The sequence below is a fragment of the Allorhizobium sp. Av2 genome, from assembly GCF_021462805.2.
Taxonomy (GTDB): Bacteria; Pseudomonadota; Alphaproteobacteria; order Rhizobiales; family Rhizobiaceae; genus Allorhizobium; species Allorhizobium vitis_G.
In genome coordinates, this window is sequence record NZ_CP192697.1 from 215,732 (window position 1) to 234,861 (window position 19,130).

General features: G+C 53.8%; 13 protein-coding genes and 1 pseudogene. 9 read left to right on the plus strand and 5 right to left on the minus strand.

What is annotated here, in order from left to right; genetic code table 11:
• Positions 1–37: 37 nt before the first annotated feature.
• A complete protein-coding gene (locus FS819_RS19045) occupies positions 38–772 on the minus strand; it encodes an SDR family oxidoreductase (RefSeq protein WP_156547149.1) in 735 nt (244 codons plus the stop codon).
• 230 nt (positions 773–1,002) lie between these two features.
• Between FS819_RS19045 and FS819_RS19050 the strand changes: the two genes are divergently transcribed.
• Positions 1,003–1,902, plus strand: coding sequence for an AraC family transcriptional regulator (locus FS819_RS19050; protein ID WP_156547151.1), 900 nt, complete (start codon positions 1,003–1,005; stop codon positions 1,900–1,902).
• Between the two features lie 209 nt (positions 1,903–2,111).
• Here the strand turns inward: FS819_RS19050 and FS819_RS19055 are convergent, their stop codons facing one another.
• Complete coding sequence (locus FS819_RS19055) at positions 2,112–3,110, minus strand: IS5 family transposase (protein ID WP_156547153.1); 999 nt, start codon at positions 3,108–3,110, stop codon at positions 2,112–2,114.
• A 218-nt stretch (positions 3,111–3,328) separates the two neighbouring features.
• Between FS819_RS19055 and FS819_RS19060 the strand changes: the two genes are divergently transcribed.
• Entirely contained in the window at positions 3,329–4,009 is a 681-nt protein-coding gene (locus FS819_RS19060) for an amino acid ABC transporter permease (protein ID WP_234625131.1), read from the plus strand.
• Positions 4,006–4,767 carry an amino acid ABC transporter ATP-binding protein gene (locus FS819_RS19065; protein ID WP_156547158.1) on the plus strand — a complete coding sequence of 254 codons (762 nt, stop codon included), beginning with the start codon at positions 4,006–4,008 and terminating at the stop codon, positions 4,765–4,767. The genes FS819_RS19060 and FS819_RS19065 overlap by 4 nt, the downstream gene beginning before the upstream one ends.
• A 278-nt stretch (positions 4,768–5,045) precedes the next feature.
• Here the strand turns inward: FS819_RS19065 and FS819_RS19070 are convergent, their stop codons facing one another.
• Positions 5,046–5,744, minus strand: coding sequence for an ArsR/SmtB family transcription factor (locus tag FS819_RS19070; protein ID WP_197434038.1), 699 nt, complete (start codon positions 5,742–5,744; stop codon positions 5,046–5,048).
• 59 nt (positions 5,745–5,803) lie between these two features.
• Here FS819_RS19070 and FS819_RS19075 point away from each other — a divergent pair, with 59 nt between their 5' ends.
• Entirely contained in the window at positions 5,804–6,715 is a 912-nt protein-coding gene (locus FS819_RS19075) for a DMT family transporter (protein ID WP_197434037.1), read from the plus strand.
• Between the two features lie 26 nt (positions 6,716–6,741).
• Here the strand turns inward: FS819_RS19075 and FS819_RS19080 are convergent, their stop codons facing one another.
• Positions 6,742–7,326, minus strand: a complete 585-nt coding sequence (locus tag FS819_RS19080) for a 4'-phosphopantetheinyl transferase family protein (RefSeq protein WP_156547164.1) — start codon at positions 7,324–7,326, stop codon at positions 6,742–6,744.
• A gap of 184 nt (positions 7,327–7,510) precedes the next feature.
• Between FS819_RS19080 and FS819_RS19085 the strand changes: the two genes are divergently transcribed.
• The 5 genes and pseudogenes from FS819_RS19085 to FS819_RS19105 all read left to right on the plus strand — a co-directional run bounded on the left by FS819_RS19085 (position 7,511) and on the right by FS819_RS19105 (position 17,879).
• The gene (locus FS819_RS19085; protein ID WP_156547166.1) at positions 7,511–12,796 is read left to right on the plus strand and encodes a type I polyketide synthase; all 5,286 of its coding nucleotides are present in this window, start codon (positions 7,511–7,513) and stop codon (positions 12,794–12,796) included.
• A gap of 20 nt (positions 12,797–12,816) precedes the next feature.
• The gene (locus tag FS819_RS19090; RefSeq protein ID WP_156547168.1) at positions 12,817–13,872 is read left to right on the plus strand and encodes a glycine betaine ABC transporter substrate-binding protein; all 1,056 of its coding nucleotides are present in this window, start codon (positions 12,817–12,819) and stop codon (positions 13,870–13,872) included.
• Positions 13,873–13,899: 27 nt separating this feature from the next.
• Positions 13,900–16,911: an amino acid adenylation domain-containing protein gene (locus FS819_RS19095; protein WP_197434036.1), complete on the plus strand. Its 3,012-nt coding sequence runs from the start codon at positions 13,900–13,902 to the stop codon at positions 16,909–16,911.
• 90 nt (positions 16,912–17,001) lie between these two features.
• Positions 17,002–17,109 (plus strand): annotated as a pseudogene (locus FS819_RS19100) (IS6 family transposase); the annotation flags it as partial.
• Positions 17,110–17,219: 110 nt separating this feature from the next.
• Positions 17,220–17,879: an IS6 family transposase gene (locus tag FS819_RS19105; protein WP_409050025.1), complete on the plus strand. Its 660-nt coding sequence runs from the start codon at positions 17,220–17,222 to the stop codon at positions 17,877–17,879.
• A 303-nt stretch (positions 17,880–18,182) separates the two neighbouring features.
• Here the strand turns inward: FS819_RS19105 and FS819_RS19110 are convergent, their stop codons facing one another.
• Positions 18,183–19,061 carry a LysR substrate-binding domain-containing protein gene (locus tag FS819_RS19110; protein WP_156547172.1) on the minus strand — a complete coding sequence of 293 codons (879 nt, stop codon included), beginning with the start codon at positions 19,059–19,061 and terminating at the stop codon, positions 18,183–18,185.
• Positions 19,062–19,130 lie beyond the last annotated feature (69 nt).

The following is a 19,130-nucleotide window of genomic DNA, read 5'->3' on the forward strand; positions in this document are numbered from 1 at the left end:
AGGTGGATTGAACGGCCGCCCTAGATAGGTGAAATCCTCAGCCTTCGAAGCTACCTCCGTATTCCTTCGGCACGAGATCAGTTTGCGCATCCCCATTCCTGATCAGGTCAAGGATTGTTTTCGCCACCAGCTCAGGTCGCTGTGCGAACGATGCCGTGCCAGCTTCCTGTGCTTTTGCTGAATCCAGGCCCGATTTCACGGAGCCATAGAATTCAGTTGCTGTTATAAATGGGTGCATTATCGAAACGACAATTCCAGCATCTGCAAGCTCAAGGCGCGCCACACTTGACAGCATGTTCAGAGCCGATTTGGAGCTGGTGTAGGCGGCTGAGCCTGGATATATGGCAAGCGTTGCACCCGAGCTGACGTTGACAATGCTTCCAGCGTGTTGCTTGCGCATAAACGGGATGACCGCCTGCATCGTTATCAGCGGGGCCACGCTATTGAGGTTGAGCAATTTTCGAAAATCATCAATGCCGATGTCTTCAATACCGCCATAAAGACCCTGTCCAGCGTTGTTCACCAGGGCATCGATACGACCAAATTTTCCGATAGCGGCCTGGACGGCCTGTTGCACATCTTCGGTGCAGGTGACATCGCAGACCACTGCCAGTGCTTCATCGCCTAATTCCCGCGCCAGCGCATCGATGCGATCTTTCCGACGGGCCAGCAGGACCACCCGCGCGCCCGATTGAGCAACAGCCCGTGCGGTGGCTTCACCAATACCCGACGAAGCGCCGGTCACGAGTATAACTGCGTCCTTAATTTCCATTGGAATGTACCTTTCGTTGGATGGCGTAGCGCGCTTCAAGCTCACGGCACTCTTGCAGCCCCTATTTCACGCCGTGATCGGCTTTTGTGACCCGCGTAGGAGCGGGCCATGGTGCTCTTGAACACCAATAGGCTCCGGCTGACGATCTCGCGTGTCTGATCCAGTCTAAAATTTGCACATTCCTGCCAACGACGTTGATCTAAAATTCAGCTCGTGCGACATCTGCTGCAATGAGCGATGCCATCCATACTTTGAGAGATTTTGTGGGAGAACATGCCAAAGGCGTTCTTACCAGAACTGGAATCCCTCGCGTCGACATCCTCAAGGTTACCGAGCCAACAGAGCTTTTCCCAGAAATCTATCAGCCTCTGGTTAGCCTTATCCTACAAGGTGAGAAGCGCCTGCTCGTTGGAAACCAGGTTCTGAAATATACCGCAGGGCAGACGTTTATCGGGTCTGTGGAGCTTCCCGTGGTCGGCGAGATCGTCGACGCAAGCGCCAGGGGTCCGTACCTCGCTGTCAGCCTAACGTTCGATCGCTCTTTGGTCGCCGACCTGCTACGCGACGACCGCAACCCGACGAAACTGGCCGACACGCGAAGTTTTTCCGTCAATCGCGCGAGTGACAGACTCATTGATGCCTGGCTCAGAATGTTACGCCTGATGGAGCAACCCGACGAGATTGCCGTGATGGGTCCATTGCTCGAGCGTGAAATCCTGTTCCGACTGCTACGTGGCCCGCAAGGTGCTGTTCTCAGACAAGTCGCAGGCATCGATGACCGGTTCGCGCAAATCAGAAACGCCTTGATCCGGCTGAGGAAGGAATATGCAACCGCCTTCCAGGTAGAGGACCTTGCGTCCGCTGCAAACATGAGCCCTTCCGCCTTCCAGCGGCGCTTCAAAACAAGCACCGGCCTTTCCCCAATCCAATATCAAAAGCAAATCAGATTGTACGAAGCGCGAGGACTGCTGTTTGCCAAGCCGGGTAATGTTTCAGCAGTTGCACTCGCCGTTGGCTATGAAAGTCTTTCGCAATTCACCCGCGAATACGCACGTATGTTTGGGTCTCCTCCCGCTCGCGACATCAGAAATCTAAGGGCGAATTCGCCCGCAGCTCCGCCCTCGTATTGATCCGCCGCCAATATAGTAGGCGCGGTACTCAACTCGCTTGTTTGATCATCAAGCGCTCCGGGCATGGAATTGAGTGGTACAGCTACACCAACGATCAGTCCTTCCCGGAGCTGCAACGACCCCTGATCGGCATCATTTTGTCTAGAACACAAAATGGCGTTGGTGCGCGGATCAGCTAATGTGCGGTATTCGGTCTTTGATCTTCTGGCTTATTTGGTTGCTCCCGCCGATGCTTGGCAACGGACGGATCTCGGGCGTGCGCAGGCCAGCATTCGGTTAAGAATGGCGACGCCGATCGCAGCTTCTGTCTGTTGAGCGAGGAATGTCCGAGCGCGCAAACGCTGTCCAATGACGCCTTTATATCGACCCATCGCGGTTTCAACCAATGCTCGTTTCCCATAGCCGGTAGATGCCTGCCATTTCAACCGGCCATCTATCTGGACGGACGCGATGTGGTCGTCTCTCTGGCAGGACGCTTGGGCGCAGGATTGTTCTACCGCGTTCGATCGCGGTGGAATGACGACCTTTGCGCCTGCGCTGTGACGCAGAGCTGCGTCGTAAGTTGGATAGCCATCATAGGCTCCATCGGCCGTGAACTGGCCGATCTCATCATCGATCTGACCCAGCAACGGCTTCAGCTGCGAAGTGTCGCCGGCTTCCTGATCCGTCAGGCTATGGGCAATGATCTCGCCACTGTCCGCGTCAACAGCCAGGTGCAGTTTGCGCCAACCACGCCGGGACTTTGTCCCATGCTTTTCTTCCAGCCATTGGCCGGTGCCATAGACCTTGAGCCCGGTGCTGTCGACCAGAACGTGAATGGGTCCGTCTGGCACATGCTGTCGGTCGGTGCTTCTGGCCGATGGCTTCCAGGTTCTGGCCCTGCGGCTGAGCGTGGTGTGATCGGGCACAGGCAGATCTAGCGCCATCATATCAAGCACCGAACTCATAAGCCCTTCGCTCTGGCGTAACCGCAGCCCAAACACCATGCCCAACGTTAACGTAGTTTCGATCGCCAGATCCGAATAGAGAGGCTGGCCACCGCGCGTCTTACGCCGTGGGGCCGCCCAGCCTGCCAGCGCCTCTGGCGTTATCCAAAGAGTTAAACTGCCACGGCGGCGAAGGCCCGCCTCATACTCTGCCCAGTTCGTCACTTTGAACTTCATTTTACCGATGTGATGGCGGCGGGAAGCGTTATGTTTGTGCGGCATCCGGGATCAATCTTGCTATTTTCGATCGCAGCCACATAGTCGCAAAACGTTGAAAATTTGATCCCCGCACCAACGCCTCTCCGACAAGTATTTTGGTCAAGACGTATCCAAGTAGTGGTATGTTGACCGCTGGATCTTGTCCAAATTCTTCTATAATCATGTCATGAGCGCCCGGCGAAAATCTCTGCCGGGCGCCTCTTTTTTTGAGGAACATGCCCGTGCCGCATTGGCTTCAATTGATGTTGGATTCACTTAGCCCGCTTCTATGGGCAGGGTTGATCTTTACCATTCCGTTGACGATACTTTCGTTTACATTCGGTTTGGCGCTTGGGCTTGTGACGGCCATTGCTCGACTGTTTGGTGCGAAACCGGTGGCGGCGATTGCCCGCTTCTATGTTTGGGTCATTCGTGGCACCCCTCTGTTGGTCCAGCTGTTTGTGATTTTCTATGGCTTGCCAAGCCTTGGTATTTTGCTGGATGCCTTTCCGGCGGCCCTGATCGGCTTTACGCTGAACATTGGTGCCTATAGTTCTGAAATCATTCGGGCGGTCATTTCATCCGTACCGAAAGGCCAATGGGAAGCGGCCTATTCGATTGGCATGAGCTGGCATCAAGCCATGCTGCGCACGATTTTGCCGCAGGCTACCCGCGTGGCCGTGCCGCCGCTGTCCAACACGTTTATTTCTCTGGTGAAAGACACGTCGCTTGCTGCTGCCATCACTGTGCCTGAACTGTTTCAGGCGGCGCAACGTATTGTGGCCACCACCTATGAGCCGCTGATCCTTTATATCGAAGCGGCATTGATTTATCTCGCCCTCAGTTCTGTGCTCTCGACATTGCAAGTGCGGCTGGAGCGTCGCTTTGCCCGGTATGGCGGCATGATGGAGGCCAATGCATGATTGAGCTTTCCAATATCGAAAAGCGTTTTGGTGATGCTGTTATCTTGAAAGATATCAACCTGCGGATTCCGCAAGGCAATGTTACGGCGCTGGTTGGCCCGTCTGGTGGTGGCAAAAGCACGCTGTTACGCTGCATCAATTTGCTGGAAATACCGACTATGGGCACCGTTCAGATTGGCGAGGCAAGCCTGACATTTACACCCGACCAGAAAATCAGATGGCAATCCATTCAGAAAATTCGCCGCCAAACCGGCATGGTTTTTCAGAATTTTCAGCTATTCCCCCATCAGACAGCCTTGGAAAATGTGATGGAAGGCTTGGTCACGGTGTTGAAATGGCCGAAGGAAAAGGCCCGTGAGCGTGCCATGGAACTGCTGACCAAAGTGGACATGGCGCATAAGGCCGATGTCTGGCCGTCCACCTTGTCTGGCGGCCAGCAGCAGCGCATTGCCATTGCCAGAGCCTTGGCACCATCGCCGCGCGTTTTGTTGTGTGATGAGCCGACATCGGCACTAGACCCGGAACTTGCGGCAGAGGTTGTGGATGTGTTGAGCCGATTGGCTGGCGAAGGAACCACCATGGTCATCGCCACTCACGATCTTAGGCTTGCGTCAAAGATTGCCAATGATGTTGTGTTCCTGGAAGCTGGTCGCGTTGTTGAAACGGGCAGTGCCAAAAACATCTTCACGGCCCCGCAGCAGGATCGCACAAAGCGTTTCATCTCCACGATTAATGCCGCACATAGCTACGACATCTAGTGGAATGAATTTGACATTTGATACCCCCGTGCGGCACCCTCGAGGATCAAATGTCAAATTCTTAAATTCCACTAGAAACAGTGACTTGCTAGTGGTCCTGAAGATTCCGACATTTGCTCTCGAGGGTGCTGCAAACGGAGGCAAATGTCGGAATCGGACCACTACCATGGCGCAAAATCGCGCGCCTTCACGCCGCATAAGCCAGGACCTCACGCCGATAGAATGGTGTCACGGTTTTGAGTTTACAGTGCCAGTCCAACGCATGACGGTCACTGCAACTATCCTTCACTCGTGCCAATCAGCCATCCCAGCGCGCGTTTACCGCTTTCAGTTACCTTGACCGCTCTTGAAGCTGCCGTCTGTAACCATCCCTGCGCAAGGAAATGCTTGAAGAGAAAAGCACCAATGTGACCGCCGATATGACTCTGTCCTTGCTCACTCCAGTCCGGACAGCCAAACGCGAGCCGACGATAGCCGTTATTTAGCTCAAGCTTTGCTAAATCGACACCTAATCTTCCGAAAACGGCTTCGGCGTTCGGACCCATTTCAACTTCCGCCCATGGGAACTTCGCTTCGGTTAACCCTCCATGTTTAACTAGCCCCTTGAACACCCGTACGCCGACATCTCCCGCAAGATGGTCGTAACACGCACGTGCTGTTCGAAGCGGTTCAGGCGTTTGCATAGTAGTGGCATTCGCACTGCCCGTCGCTGCCCATGATAGAGATGAAATGACTTCCGCGACGGCAGGCGACGACACGCGATAGAAAACAAGACGACCGATTTTTTCAGCCTCTACAAGGCTGTGGTCTCGTAAGTTACGTAAATGATTGGAGACGTTTGACTGGGAAGAGCCCGTCAGTTCAACAAGTTCTGCAACTGAGCAAGGCCCCCATGTCAAACTTTGAAGCATCTGTAACCGACAGGGATCGGACAACATACCGGCGATTCGGGCCGCCACCTTTAATTCATCTGTCATTGACATCACCTACAACAAGATGTCACATATCACTGTCCAATGATATGTATGGGTGGATAATGGCGAAAACCGCTAGCTGGCCTGTGTTCAATCTAGCGCTCTCCAATGTCATTTTTGGCACAATCGGCCTTTTCGCTGTTCAGGGTTCTTTGCCTCCATTTGCGACTGTCTTCTGGCGTTGTGTTTTCGCAACCGTCTTCCTCTTCACATGGTGCTTAGTGTTTGGCTACCTGAAGCCGGCGAAGCTCTCTCCCAAGTTGCTCTTACTAGCGGCAATAGGAGGCGTCGGAAACATCGGCAGTTCCGTAGCTCTGTTTGGTGCTTATGGATACACAACCATCGGTACCGCGACAGTCATATACCATATCCAGCCGTTCCTCGTCGTCCTTATCGGCGCGCTTGTATTCAAGGAAACGGTAAAGCCGACCGAGTTGTTTTGGATTGCCTTAGCCTTCTTAGGATTGGTTCTTTCAACGGGGTTAGTGGGCGCATCAACGTCCGCTGACGGTTCGTGGTACCTAGGCGTTGGCCTCTCGCTCATTGCCGCATTGCTGTATGCGATAGGAACCATAATTGGGAAAGGCGTGGGAGAGCAGCGCCCAGAAGTGACGACACTCATGCAGACCGTGGTCGGCGTTATACTCCTTGCGCCGTTTGCGCAGCTTCTCCAACCTGTTCCGAACGCTTCCTGGATCTGGCTCGCATCACTCGGAGTTCTCCACACCGGGATAGCGTATGTCTTGATGTTCTCTGCTTATCCGCATTTGCGAACACCGGTCATCGGCGTCCTAGCCTTTCTTTTTCCGCTGGTCTCGATACTCGTTGACTGGTTCGCCTTCGGAAAAGCTCTCCAGTCGACTCAATGGGTTGGACTGTCACTGATAATGCTGGGGACTCTTGGTGTCCAGCTGTCGTGGGTACCACGCATTCGACGCACGCAGACTGCAGAGCAACCTTCGACGCTGGAGTGAGATACTCCGGCATTAAGCCAACGAAATCAAATTTGCCACGCAACAGCCGCAGAATAACCAGGCGGAGCAATGATGGAATGGACTCGCCAACAGCCCTCGATGATTTCGCTTCCCGCCGCCGAAACGCTTTCTGGGGAGCGGCTGAAGCCTGTTCCCATCGCTTTTAGAATAGCTTCCTTTCTGGTCCACAACGAGAAGAACTTTTCCAAGTGGCTTTCGCCATCGCGCTTGAGGAAAAACTGATGCTCATCCCGGCAAAAGTATTGATCCATCAAAGCATTAACGTCCCCAAGAGGCCTGTGCCTCTCTATGTCAATACCAAGCTCGGTGCGACCAAGGGAAACCGCAACAAAAGTGCCCGAATGCGAAAGGTTGAATCGGAGCCAGCAGAAGCGCGCAAGGGCGAGAAAGGGCTTACCGTGAGGTGTTCTCTCGAAAAGAAGCGACGATGGCTCGACATCAAGGATGCTGCCGAGTTTACCTTTGAGAACAGCTTTCGCCACCAGCCGGCGAGCACGCTCGGCTGGATCGATGACCAAGGCTGCCTCGCGAGTTTCCTCATCCGACAACCATCTCAACAACGTCTCCGGGATCGGTTCCCTGCCCGACACGTAGCTTCCTATGTCGCATAGGCGGCAGCTCGGCTTTTTGTCGGCGATATGAGTTTTAGAGGAAGCATCCTTCCTCCAACAACGATGTGGGGTAAGCCAGGTGGAGCGTGAATAAGTAACAGGCCACCATCAACAACCATTTAAGCCACAACAATATTCATCACCTAATGAAACGAGCAGCGTTATGGAAGATGATTTTCAAGGTAACGAAATAGCGATCGTGGGCATAGCTTGCCGTTTCCCGGGCGCCGACACCCCCCAATCTTTCTGGCAAAATTTAATCGCCAAGCGCGAAAGCATTGTTCAGCTGTCCCGACCGCAATTGCGGCAGCAGGGCGTTCCAGAGGCGGTGCTTGACAGCGACGACTATGTCCCCGCCGGTGCTGCTCTCGAAAATTTCGATAAATTCGACGCAGAGCTATTCAATATGACCGCGAAGGAAGCCGTAACAACGGATCCCCAGCACCGCCTGTTCTTGGAATGTGCCTGGGAGGCTCTCCAGGCAGCGGGCGAACTACAACGACGCGATGGCCTTTCGGTGGGGGTGTATGGGGGAGCAGGTCCTAACACCTATCTCCTTCAATATCATGCGAACGAGAACACCGGCGAAACCAATCGTTATCTGGACACCGCTTCAGGTTTCCTTACCATGTTGGGAAACGACAAGGACTACGTCTGCACGAGGACCTCCTTCAAACTCGACTTGCGCGGGCCAAGCCTCAACGTCCAGAGTGCCTGCTCAACCGGCCTTCTCTCAGTACACCTTGCATGCCAGGCGCTTCAACTGGGCGAATGCGACGTTGCGCTGGCAGGCGCATCATCAGTGCTCGTGCCGCATGGTGTCGGCTATCTCTATCAGCAAGGTGGAATTGTGTCCGGCGACGGTCGTTGCCGCTCTTTCGACGCATCTGCGGACGGAACGGTGTTTGCTAGCGGTGTTGGTGTGGTAGCATTGAAACGTCTCGATGACGCCATGACCGACAGGGATTTTGTCTATGCTGTCATCCGCGGTTCCGCGGCCAACAACGATGGCGCGGACAAGGCAAGCTTTGGGGCGCCGAGCGTTCGGGGCCAGGCAGACGTTGTCCGACAGGCGCTCTTGAATGCAGGCGTATCACCTGGAAGTGTTTCCTACATCGAAACACACGGAACCGGCACACCACTGGGAGATCCGATCGAGATACGCGCATTGTCAGACGTATTCGGAGGCTCGAACGCAGAGCCGGGAAGTTGCGCACTAGGAGCGGTAAAAACGAACATCGGCCATCTTTCTGCAGCTGCAGGCATTGCCGGCCTAATCAAGGCTGCTCTTAGCCTACGACATAAAATGATTGCCCCTACCCTGCACTTCGAGACATTGAATCCCGAGATCAGCTTTGATGGGACGCCATTCTTCATCAACACAGACTCTCTGGACTGGGCAAGTGAAGGGCCGCGCCGCGCAGGCGTGACATCCTTGGGAGTTGGTGGAACAAACGTCCACGTCGTTCTGCAAGAAGCGCCCCCGCGCAAGGCATCAGATGAACCCGCCATTGCATCGAGACCAGAAGTCCTGACCCTTTCTGCGCATTCGGTGCCGGCACTCCGCGATTTGGCAACGCGCTATCGTGATTTCCTGCGGTCGTCAGAAAATGCGAAACTACAGGACATCGCGTACAGCGCAAATACAGGCCTTGCTGACTTGCCTTATCGTTGCGCCATAGTCGCGGCAGATCATAGGGACATGGCCGAGCAACTTGACAACCTGTCGAAGACAGTCGGGAACATCGCCGAGACTGTTTCCGGCAAGATCGCATTCCTGTTTTCTGGACACGGCGCACACTATGTTGGCATGGGACGGACGCTCTACAAGAGTGAGCCTGTATTCCGGCGTTGGATCGAGAGCTCGGCTCCGCTCGTCGAGCAGGCCTGTGGCGTCAATCTCATTGATGTTCTGTTTCCAGCCAATCCCGCAGACACCCTGATCGATCAGCCACGGTATGCGCAACCGGCCTTGCTTGCTTTCGAGTATGCCCTCGCGCAACTTTGGTTAAGCCGCGGACTCCAGCCCGATGTGCTGATCGGCCACAGTCTCGGTGAGTACACCGCCGCATGCCTCGCCGGGCTTTTCGAGTTTCCCGATGCCTTGAGACTAGTAGCAACCCGCAGCCGGCTCATGCAGGAGGCTGAACCTGCCGGTTGGATGTTGGCTGTAGCGCTCAGTGCCGAGGACACCACCCGCCTTATTGCGGATCTTGGTGGCGATTTGTGGATTGCTGCCATCAATGCTCCCAACAGCGTGGTTATTTCGGGAACGTCCACCAACATTATGGCGCTACGGCATCACCTGACTATTCGGGATATATCCAACAGCATAGTGAACACGTCATTTGCTTCGCATTGCCCGCTGATGGAGCCGATCCTCCCGGAATTCACCGCTGTGGCGAAAACTGTGGCATTCTCATCCGCAAAGATTCCGATCATCACCAATGTATCGGGCATTGCTTCTCCAAACGAAATGGCCTGCGCGCAATATTGGTGCGATCATCTGCGCAAACCAGTGCTTTTCGCACAGAGCGTCGATGCAGCGCTCCAATTGGGTGTCAGGATTTTTCTGGAGATCGGCCCCCGCCCAGTTCTCGCAAATCTGGGAAAACTTTGCTCCAGTGATCGGCCGGACGCCGATGCGATCACTTGGGTGGCAGCGCTGAGCGATGCAGCAGATGACGAAAAACAGGACGTAACCGCCCTGGCCGAACTCTATAGGGGCGGCGCCAAAATCTCCTGGCGACATCTGTACAAGAGCAGGAAGCTCTCTCGTGTCGAACTTCCGACCTATCCGTTCCAGCGTCGTCGTTTTTGGCCGACTCCCGAAGCGCCCAAGGAGCCATGGTTCCACCAGACTGTCTGGACTGAGGATAAAGGAAATATACCGACAAGCGGGAACGTGCCGGATATCCTGTTGATATGCAGTCCGCGCCGGTGCGCCGCAGACGATCTTGTCAGTTGCCTTGAGCAGAAAATTATACAGGACAAGGAGATAAGCGACGGACACAGGCCAATCGTCATCTATGTCGAGGACATGAAACTGGATGAAATCCAGCGCCTCGTCCGCAACACCCCCGGCAGAGAACGGCCATGCCAGTGCCTGATCACCTATGTGTCATTCACGGAGAAAAAAAACGAGGCAGCAGCATCCTCAGATCGGCAAACTGGTTGGGAGGATGTATACGAGACTGCGCAGTTTCTTCGCAACCTTTCAAGGTGGGAGAGCCAACTCGACTTCCACCTTCAGGTGATCACTCGAAACGCTATGAGCGTCACGGATAGCGATGCCAAGGTCGAACCATCGCAGACGGCCATCTGGTCCCTTGGAGCTGTATTCGCAAATGAGCACCCCAGCATTTCGTGCTCGCTGATCGACCTGGATAGCTTGGGATGCAGGGATGCAATCAGCTTCCTGCTCAAGCAGGAGAAACACGGACAGTATGCGTTCCGCGGCGACCGCCGTTTCGAGGCCCGGTTGCAAGATTTCGAAGTGGCGGAAACACCGGCCACAGCAATTCGTAGTGACGGAACCTACCTAATTACCGGCGGGCTCGGTGGGATCGGAAAATCGATCGCCCGATGGCTGGTTACGCTCGGAGCCGGAAAGATTGTCCTCGTCGGCAGAACAACAGGCGATGCCGCAAAACAACAGGACCTCGCATTACTGCGACGCATCTCACCAGACATTCGGTTCGAGAGCGCCGATGTAACATCGAATGACGATATTGCGCGCGTAGTCGAGGCCATAGACGCTTCGGGTTTTCCTCTTCGAGGCATATTCCACGCCGCCGGCGTTACCGAGAGCGGCATGTTCCCTGAACTGTCCAGCGATTCTCTGGAACGGGCGTTGAGGCCCAAAGTTCAGGGGGCGATGCTTCTGGACCGACATACCCGCGGGCACGACCTCGACTTCTTCGTATGCTTTTCCTCGCTGTCATCGATGCTTGGATTCAGAGGGCAAGCTGCGTATGTCGCGGCCAACGCCGCGATGGAAGGGGTTGTCACAAGACGCGTGCAGGAAGGGCTTCCGGCACTCGCACTATGCTGGGGACCATGGGAGGGCGAAGGAATGTCCTCGAACCTGACCGATACACACAGAGCACGATTGTCGGCGATGGGCGTAAGGTCATTCCCTCCCGAGGTCGGTTTGGCGAAACTGCACTCGCTGCTTGGCCACAGGGGCGTGCACGGCGCATTTCCAATCGACTGGACCATTTACCTCGCTCAGTTCGGGGGAGAAACACCGCCACTCTTCTCGAATCTTGGCGAGAAGGCGAATATCCGGCAAACGCCGAAGACTGAGGGCAAATTCAAGGATGATCTCGCCGCCGTTCCCGTCGAGGCGAGGCAACAGTTCATCGTCGCCGCCGTTTCGTCGATCGTGGCAAAGTCAATCGGATCGACGCCGGAAACGGTCCCGGCAGACGTTCCCATCAATCGGCTGGGTTTCGATTCACTCACTACCCTGGAACTGCGAAATGCATTGAAGGCCCTGGGGATCAACCTTCCGCTCGGCCCGCTGTTTGCGGGCGCCTCGATCAACGACATTGCACAGATTGTCTTTGATCAGGTCGAGGCAGACTCCCCTTTGAAGACAAGTGTCACCGCCGCGCCTGGTGCCGGTGAACCTCTTGTGGTCAAGAACAAAGGTGTCGATCCTCGACTAAAACTGGTCTGCTTCGCATATGCCGGCGGCGGCCCAGCCGTTTTCAACGGATGGGATGAAGCCTTCGGCTCCGACATCGAGGTGGCGGTCGTTCAGCTTCCGGGACGAGGCTCTCGTCTCAATGAAACTCCTTACACGACGATGAGCCAGCTTGTGAACGGTCTTGCACCCGCACTCGCAGAATATATCGACAGGCCATTTGCTTTTTTCGGGCACTGCATCGGAGGCGTGCAAGCCTTCGAGTTGACGCACCATTTGCATCAGGCAATTGGCATGTTGCCTGCTCATCTCTTCGTCGCGGGTTCGAGAGCGCCCCAGATCTACAATGAAGACCAGGCGGCGGTTGATGCTGCGCAATTTGGCGCCACGGCAGCCCGTGCCGGTGTTGCTACGGATCAGGATTTCATCGAAATGCTTCAGGACGTGAATTTTGCGAACAACAGAGCATTGTTCAAAGATTCCGAGCTGCTGTCACTCATGTTGCCAGTGATAAAAGCCGACTATCAGCTAAACAATACCTATCGTTTTCAACCTAAACGACCGCTCGGCGTCCCGATTACCGCTCTGGGGGGACGGGCCGACCCATATACGACAGGTCAACATATTCTGGGCTGGCAGGCACATTCCGAAATGCGACTTGTCACCCAGTTTTTCCCCGGTGACCACTACTTCATGGAAACCCAAAGCGAACTCCTTATCGAAGTTGCCTCACGCACGCTTGCGGAGTTCCTGACCAAGATACGTAGATCGGATTTCAGGCTCATCTCTTCTCATTAAAGTTATTCCCGGAGATCACCATGTGTTTGACAATGAAGACCCGAATTCAAGCCACCGTTCTGGCGATCAGTATGAGTTGCGTTCCGTTTCTCAAAGACGCCCGTGCGCAAACCATCGAGAAACCCATCACATTTTACGATGGCGGTTGGGAAAATATCCAGATCAGCAACGCGATCGCCATTTACATAGTCAAACACGGGTTCGAGCGTGACGCAGTGGATGTCGATTCCAATGTCCCGAAAATGCAGGAGGCCATGCAGAACGGGACGATGGACGTCAACCTCGAAATGTACAACAACCTTATGGCTGAGTGGGTAAATGCGCAGGTTGCGGCCGGTTCCATTCTTGAACTCGGTCAGACCTATGAGAGTGCATCCCAGGGCTTTTACGTTCCCACCTACGTCATCAAGGGCGATCCCGCTCGTGACATCAAGGCAATCGCGCCTGACCTCAAAGGTGTTTCGGATATTACCCGCTATGCCGAAGCGTTCAGACAAGCCAATCCCAACAAGGAGGCGATGCTCGTGAATTGCATTCCGGGATGGGCATGCCGTGAAATAAACCTCATCAAGCTTGCTACCTACGGCCTGGACAAGGAACTCAAGTCGATCGAGCCCACCAACGAGAATGAGCTGAACGAAATCATTCTGAAGGAATACGAGGCAGGCCGTCCTTTCATCACATATTACTGGGCGCCCAGTGCTATGCCAAGCATGATCGACCTGACGCTTGTCGAGGAGCCGCCTTATGACGCGGCCTGCTGGGCCTCAATCGAAAAAATCCTGACGCCCTTTCAGCCAGGAGTACCAGCGGAACGGGCCTGCGCCTACGAAACGATACCGATCCTGAAATATGTGACTAAGAAGATGGCCACGGAAAACCCTGACATCACGAGTTTCTTGCGCACGATGTTTATCGGCACACAAACGATGGGTGAACTGGCTGCCTATATGCACCAGCAGAAAGCCAGTCCGGAAGAAACTGCACTCCATTTTCTGAAGAGTTATCGGGGGCAATGGGAAAAATGGGTGGCTGAATCCGTCGAAACGCGGGTTTTCAAATCCCTGAGCGAATAGTCCGGGGATGCCATGAGGGAAAAACGAATGAGCGACCTGTGCTTCATCGACAGAATTCATGACGCCGATCTAGAAAATCCCGATGCGGCTGCGATCGTTTTTCACGGAAAAGCCTCCAGTTACCGTGACCTTGCCAAACGCGCATCGGCACTCTCGGCAACCTTTCACGCAACAGGGCTCTCAATCGGGTGCCGGGTCGGGATTCATCTGCGGCGATCGCCGGACCTCATTGCCACCTTGCTGGCCGTTCTCAAACTCGGGGCGACCTTTGTCCCCTTGCCCATCGACTCCCCCGTCGAAAGGAACAAGCTTGTTGCTGAAATGGCGGATCTGCACTTCCTTGTCGTTGATGACAAAAACTCTGGCAGCTTTCCGGCGCGGACACGCATCCCGCTCGACGGCATCAACACCAACGGCTTGTCGTCTCCTCCAGCATTAGAGATCGATGACGATACGCTGGCCTATATAATGTTTACATCCGGATCGACTGGTCGCCCCAAAGGCGTGATGGTCCGCCGCCGGAACGTTTCTTACTTCCTCGGTGCGGTGGAACAGCTCATCCGGTTTCGCGAATGGCGCAAAATGCTGGCCGCCACAACGTTCGGATTCGACATATCCATTCTCGAATTGCTACTTCCACTAGCCCACGGGGGAACCATCCTGCTTGCAGACGATCATGAATCGAAAAGCAGCGAAGAACTTATCCGCCTTGGTGCGGCGCAAGGGCGATGCCTGGTACAGGCAACGCCGACAATGTGGCGGATGATCGTCTCGTCCGGATGGTTTGAGGAAAGCGAGATCGGTGCACTTTGCGGAGGAGAGGCTCTTCCATTCGATCTGGCCCGTAAGCTCCACGATCATGCCGCCATCGCATGGAATCTTTACGGACCAACGGAAACGACGATCTGGTCGTTTGGCCACCGCCTTTCACCGGAAGATTTTACCGATCCTGCCAGGTCCGTGTCGATTGGTCGTCCCCTCGAAGGTACTGGTTACGCTATCGACACCACAGAGCCGGACGGAAGAATCGGAGAACTTCGCATTGCCGGCCCTGGAGTCGCTGCCGGATATTTTCGGCGTCCTGATCTCGATGCAGACCGGTTCGTTGCGTCAGCAACCGGAGGCACTCTCGAATATCGAACTGGAGATATGGTTGAGGAGCGCTCGGATGGAACTTTGGGATATGTCGGAAGGAAAGATCGACAGGTTAAGCTCAACGGCTTCCGTATCGAGCCGGGCGAAATTGAACACGTCCTCAATGCCTTACCCGGCGTTGCTCAATCCGCGATAAAATTGGCCGAAGATAACCGGGCCAACAAGCGCCTCGTAGCCTACGTCGTCTCGAATGAGGCAATACAAGACACGCAGGCCCTCGAAAACTGGGGATCGGTATGGGACGCCTCATACACTCTACAGCGGGGATCTGGTTTAGCTGAGGAAACGGGATACACATCCTCCTTCACAGGTAAGCCAATCGAAGAGGAGGCGGTTAGAGCCTGGGCAAGCGCTACTGCAGACCGTGTTCTTCAATCATCTGTGGACAGCGTGCTTGACGTAGGATGCGGTGTCGGATTGCTTGGCGAGTACTTACTGAATACTGGCGTGTCAAACTATCATGGATGCGATCTGTCTGGCGCTGCCATAGAGGCGGCGCACGGTCGATTAACCGACCGCATCGGATCATCGCAGCGATGGACATTGAGTTGTGTGCCGGCACATGATCTCCGTGCGAACATGTCCAAGCCTGTTGATTTGGTGGTACTGAATTCGGTCGTCCAGTATTTCCCCGACAAAAGCTACCTGTCGCTCGTTCTGAGCGAAGCCGTCGATGCGTGCAGGACCGGCGGGAAAATCATAATCGGTGATATCCCTGCCGTCTCCCTCAGGCCCAGTATAGCAGCCGAAATGCGGCTTGCGCATCCTAAGCTGTCGGATGAAGTTTTCGCCAGCCGGGCGAACGAAATCGGCCGGGGGGAATTATGGCTCGACCCTGCTGAAATTGATAATATCGTCCGGAAGATGAAGCGTGTTGCTGCAGTCGAGATCGACTTACGTCTCGGCGATGGCGAAGACGAAATGACTCGCTTTCGCTACGACGTGATCTTGCATCTTGATACCGACGATCGCAAGCGTGACGACAGTGGAGAAGTGTTCAAATTTGATGAGCTTGCGTCAAGCGGCATCCGGCTGTCACAATGGCTTGCTTCCGCCCCAGGCTCATTCATACTGAAAAACATTCCCAATCGTCGTCTTCGCGCAAATCTGCCACCTTCAAACAACAAAATCTATGATGGGATTGCCAGTGACATTTCATATGTGGCCGCCGATTTTGGCCCTCATGAGATCCGGACCTGGGCGAATGAGAATCACCGTTCTGTTTGCATCAGATGGAGCGAACCTGTTTCGGGCGCGAAGATCGATATAGCCGTTACATCTCACGGCAGCGTTTCAACTGCATTTGAGAGCCCACGCCAGTCCCTGACCGACGAGAAGGATATAACACCGTTTAAGTGGTACGTCGACCGCGCACGCGACGAGAAATTTCGGGCGGCGCTCCTGGCCAGCCTTCCCCAATATATGGTCCCCTCGACATTCGTTTACCTTTCTCGGATGCCGCTCACCCACAACGGAAAGGTCGACTACTCGGCGCTACCGGTTAGCCTTTCTCCAACACCAATAAAAGCAACAAAGGAAATCACCGGAAGTGCGCGCGATCGTATCGCGTCCGTTTGGTCTTCCATCCTTGATGTTCCAGATCCGCCGCTGGATCGACCGTTTCTCGCTGCGGGTGGATCCTCGATTTTGGTGACTGAACTTGCGCGGCAGCTCTCAAGTATGTTCGGTGTGAAAATTCCGATCGTCGATTTCTTTGTCCATACCACTGTCACGTCGCAAGCCGCCCACATAGAGGGTTTGGTGAGTGGTACAACAGCCGGATCGCCACCTGAAGCAAATATTCATTTGCTAGCGCAAGCGGAGAGGCGTCACCAAGCCCTGGCTAAAGCCAGGTCGCGACGCAACGCCATCCACGAGGAATAGTTCAACCGGGCCTGTCGCAAATTTCTGCGCTTAACGGTATGTTGCCCATCGGGAGAGAAATTCCCGCTCCAGATGTTGTGGAGCGTAGCGATGATTGTGAATACGATTACCCAAAAACTGAAGCGTCAATCGAAGGATGATTTCAAAGGCAGGCATTTCGAGGCATGGCTGATCGTTCAAGCGATCACCTGGTATTTAATACCAAGTCTCTGACATGCTCACGCATCCTCGACTTAAAAAATTTCGAATATCTCAAATGCATCAAGGGCTTGAGATATTCGAAAGTGGTATACGAAGAGTCATTTTCAATGACTCTTCGTATAAGATATCCGCTGAGCTATCGAGATCTCGAAGAAATGTTCGAAGAGTGCGGCTTCGAGGTCATCACCGCACCATTCAACCGGTGGGTATTGGCTTGCGCGCCTGTCATCGAGACGCGTCTTCGCCAGTTCCGCCGGCCGCATTGCGGATCGGTTCGGATTGACGAGACCTACGTCAAGATCCGCGGCAAATGGCGCTATCTGTACCGAGCCATCGATAAGCATGGCAACCCGGTGGATTTCCTGCTGACCGCAAAGCGTGATCTGGACGCCGCCAAGCGGTTCTTCTGCAAGATGCTGAAAGATCAGCCCTTGTTGTCGCCGAATAAGATCGGCACAGATGGTGCCAATACCTTCCCCTCGGCGATCAAAGCGTCGGTTGAAGACGGGCTTCTAAATCCCGATCCCGTCCATTATGTCACCAAGCATCTTCAACAAGGCATTGAGAGCGACCATTTCCGTGTGAAGAAGAACATGCCGAAGATCGACGGCTTCCAATCTTTCAACACGGCGCGGCGAAGGATTGCCGGTTTCGAGGCAATGCTGTGGTTGAGGAAAGGCTTCGGCTTTTCCAGCGGCTGGACAGTTAACGATCAGAATGATCTGGTTGCGCGTCTCTTTGGACTTACAAAGGTTAACAAAACATGAAAGTGGCATCGTTCAAGGGATAGCCCCGACCTCTGTGGAGGTGTGCGACAAGCCCCGTGGCGCTGCTCGCCCAGAATCTCAAAAGTCAGACCGCTTGACGAAGTAGGTTGGGGAATTTCATTGCTATTTGAAATCTTTGCAACAGAGCCCTTAAAAGAACGCTTGCTTGTGGGAACCCGAAATCCGCTCAATGCAAAGCCTCGACGGCAGCGACCAAATAAACGGCCTATCAAAGACCAAATGATGACCTGTAGCTGAGCGCTGCACCGATGCGTCTCGCAATCAGATGAATGTCAAGGGTCATTAGATCTGTATATTTTTTAAGTAGTCAATTAACAATCGTTGGCGTAGAGAATACCTATGAGCATAAGGCCAAACCGCATGTATTGGCACCCTGGTATCTGTAATTTGATCGTCAAGGATCGTACAAAGTTCGCCCGTTTCCAGATGCATATTGATGGAAACAGCCGGTAAATAGGCTATTCCAGCACCTTTAACCGCAAGTTTTATACGAGTATCAATGTCATTGCATATAATTGAATGAGGAAGATCAAGTGAGCGCTTGCTTGCAAGCGGCCAAGGTTGAATTAAGCCTGAGTTTTTTGAGCGATAGTGTATCAGTTTGTGTGATAATAAATCATCTTCATTTACAATATTACCAAAATTACTTAAATAAATTGGACTTGCTACAATAACATTGACCATATCTCCTATTTGATGGCAGCGAACATTTCCATCTTGTTTGTGACCTATACGGAGAGCTGCATCAAAATTTTCGCCAACGAGATCAACAAATCTATCGGAAAAATCAAATTCGATGTCGATATTTTTGTATTTTTCTAAGAAACCATAAAGTTTATCAATAAATAAATTTGGCACCGGAGCTATGCTAATTCTAATTTTTCCATTCGGCTCCTGATTGGCAGAGTGCATTGCATTCTGCATCTCTTCAATCTCCTCAACGATCCGCAATGCGTGACCGAGAAAACGCTCCCCGTCATACGTTAACGAAATCCGCCTGGTGTTGCGTTGCAGCAATTGCGTCCCAACTGAGCTTTCAAGGCTTGTTACACGCTTCCCGACTGCGGACGCACTTAACCCCAATGCGCGACCTGCCGAGACAAAACTCCCCATTTGAGCGACTTTCACGAACACCGAAATTGCCGAGAGAGACTCTATCATACGTTACTCCAATCCTGCGCATTACAACCATATTAGGCATCAGAGTCCGGAGCTTCAAGATGGTTATGC

Bases quoted from the DNA above. Each gene is read 5' to 3' on its own strand.
- FS819_RS19045 (WP_156547149.1), bottom strand. From the start codon at position 772: ATGGAAATTAAGGACGCAGTTATACTCGTGACCGGCGCTTCGTCGGGT.
- FS819_RS19050 (WP_156547151.1), top strand. From the start codon at position 1,003: ATGAGCGATGCCATCCATACTTTGAGAGATTTTGTGGGAGAACATGCC.
- FS819_RS19055 (WP_156547153.1), bottom strand. From the start codon at position 3,110: ATGCCGCACAAACATAACGCTTCCCGCCGCCATCACATCGGTAAAATG.
- FS819_RS19065 (WP_156547158.1), top strand. From the start codon at position 4,006: ATGATTGAGCTTTCCAATATCGAAAAGCGTTTTGGTGATGCTGTTATC.
- FS819_RS19070 (WP_197434038.1), bottom strand. From the start codon at position 5,744: ATGACAGATGAATTAAAGGTGGCGGCCCGAATCGCCGGTATGTTGTCC.
- FS819_RS19075 (WP_197434037.1), top strand. From the start codon at position 5,804: ATGGCGAAAACCGCTAGCTGGCCTGTGTTCAATCTAGCGCTCTCCAAT.
- FS819_RS19085 (WP_156547166.1), top strand. From the start codon at position 7,511: ATGGAAGATGATTTTCAAGGTAACGAAATAGCGATCGTGGGCATAGCT.
- FS819_RS19090 (WP_156547168.1), top strand. From the start codon at position 12,817: ATGTGTTTGACAATGAAGACCCGAATTCAAGCCACCGTTCTGGCGATC.
- FS819_RS19095 (WP_197434036.1), top strand. From the start codon at position 13,900: ATGAGCGACCTGTGCTTCATCGACAGAATTCATGACGCCGATCTAGAA.
- FS819_RS19105 (WP_409050025.1), top strand. From the start codon at position 17,220: ATGACTCTTCGTATAAGATATCCGCTGAGCTATCGAGATCTCGAAGAA.
- FS819_RS19110 (WP_156547172.1), bottom strand. From the start codon at position 19,061: ATGATAGAGTCTCTCTCGGCAATTTCGGTGTTCGTGAAAGTCGCTCAA.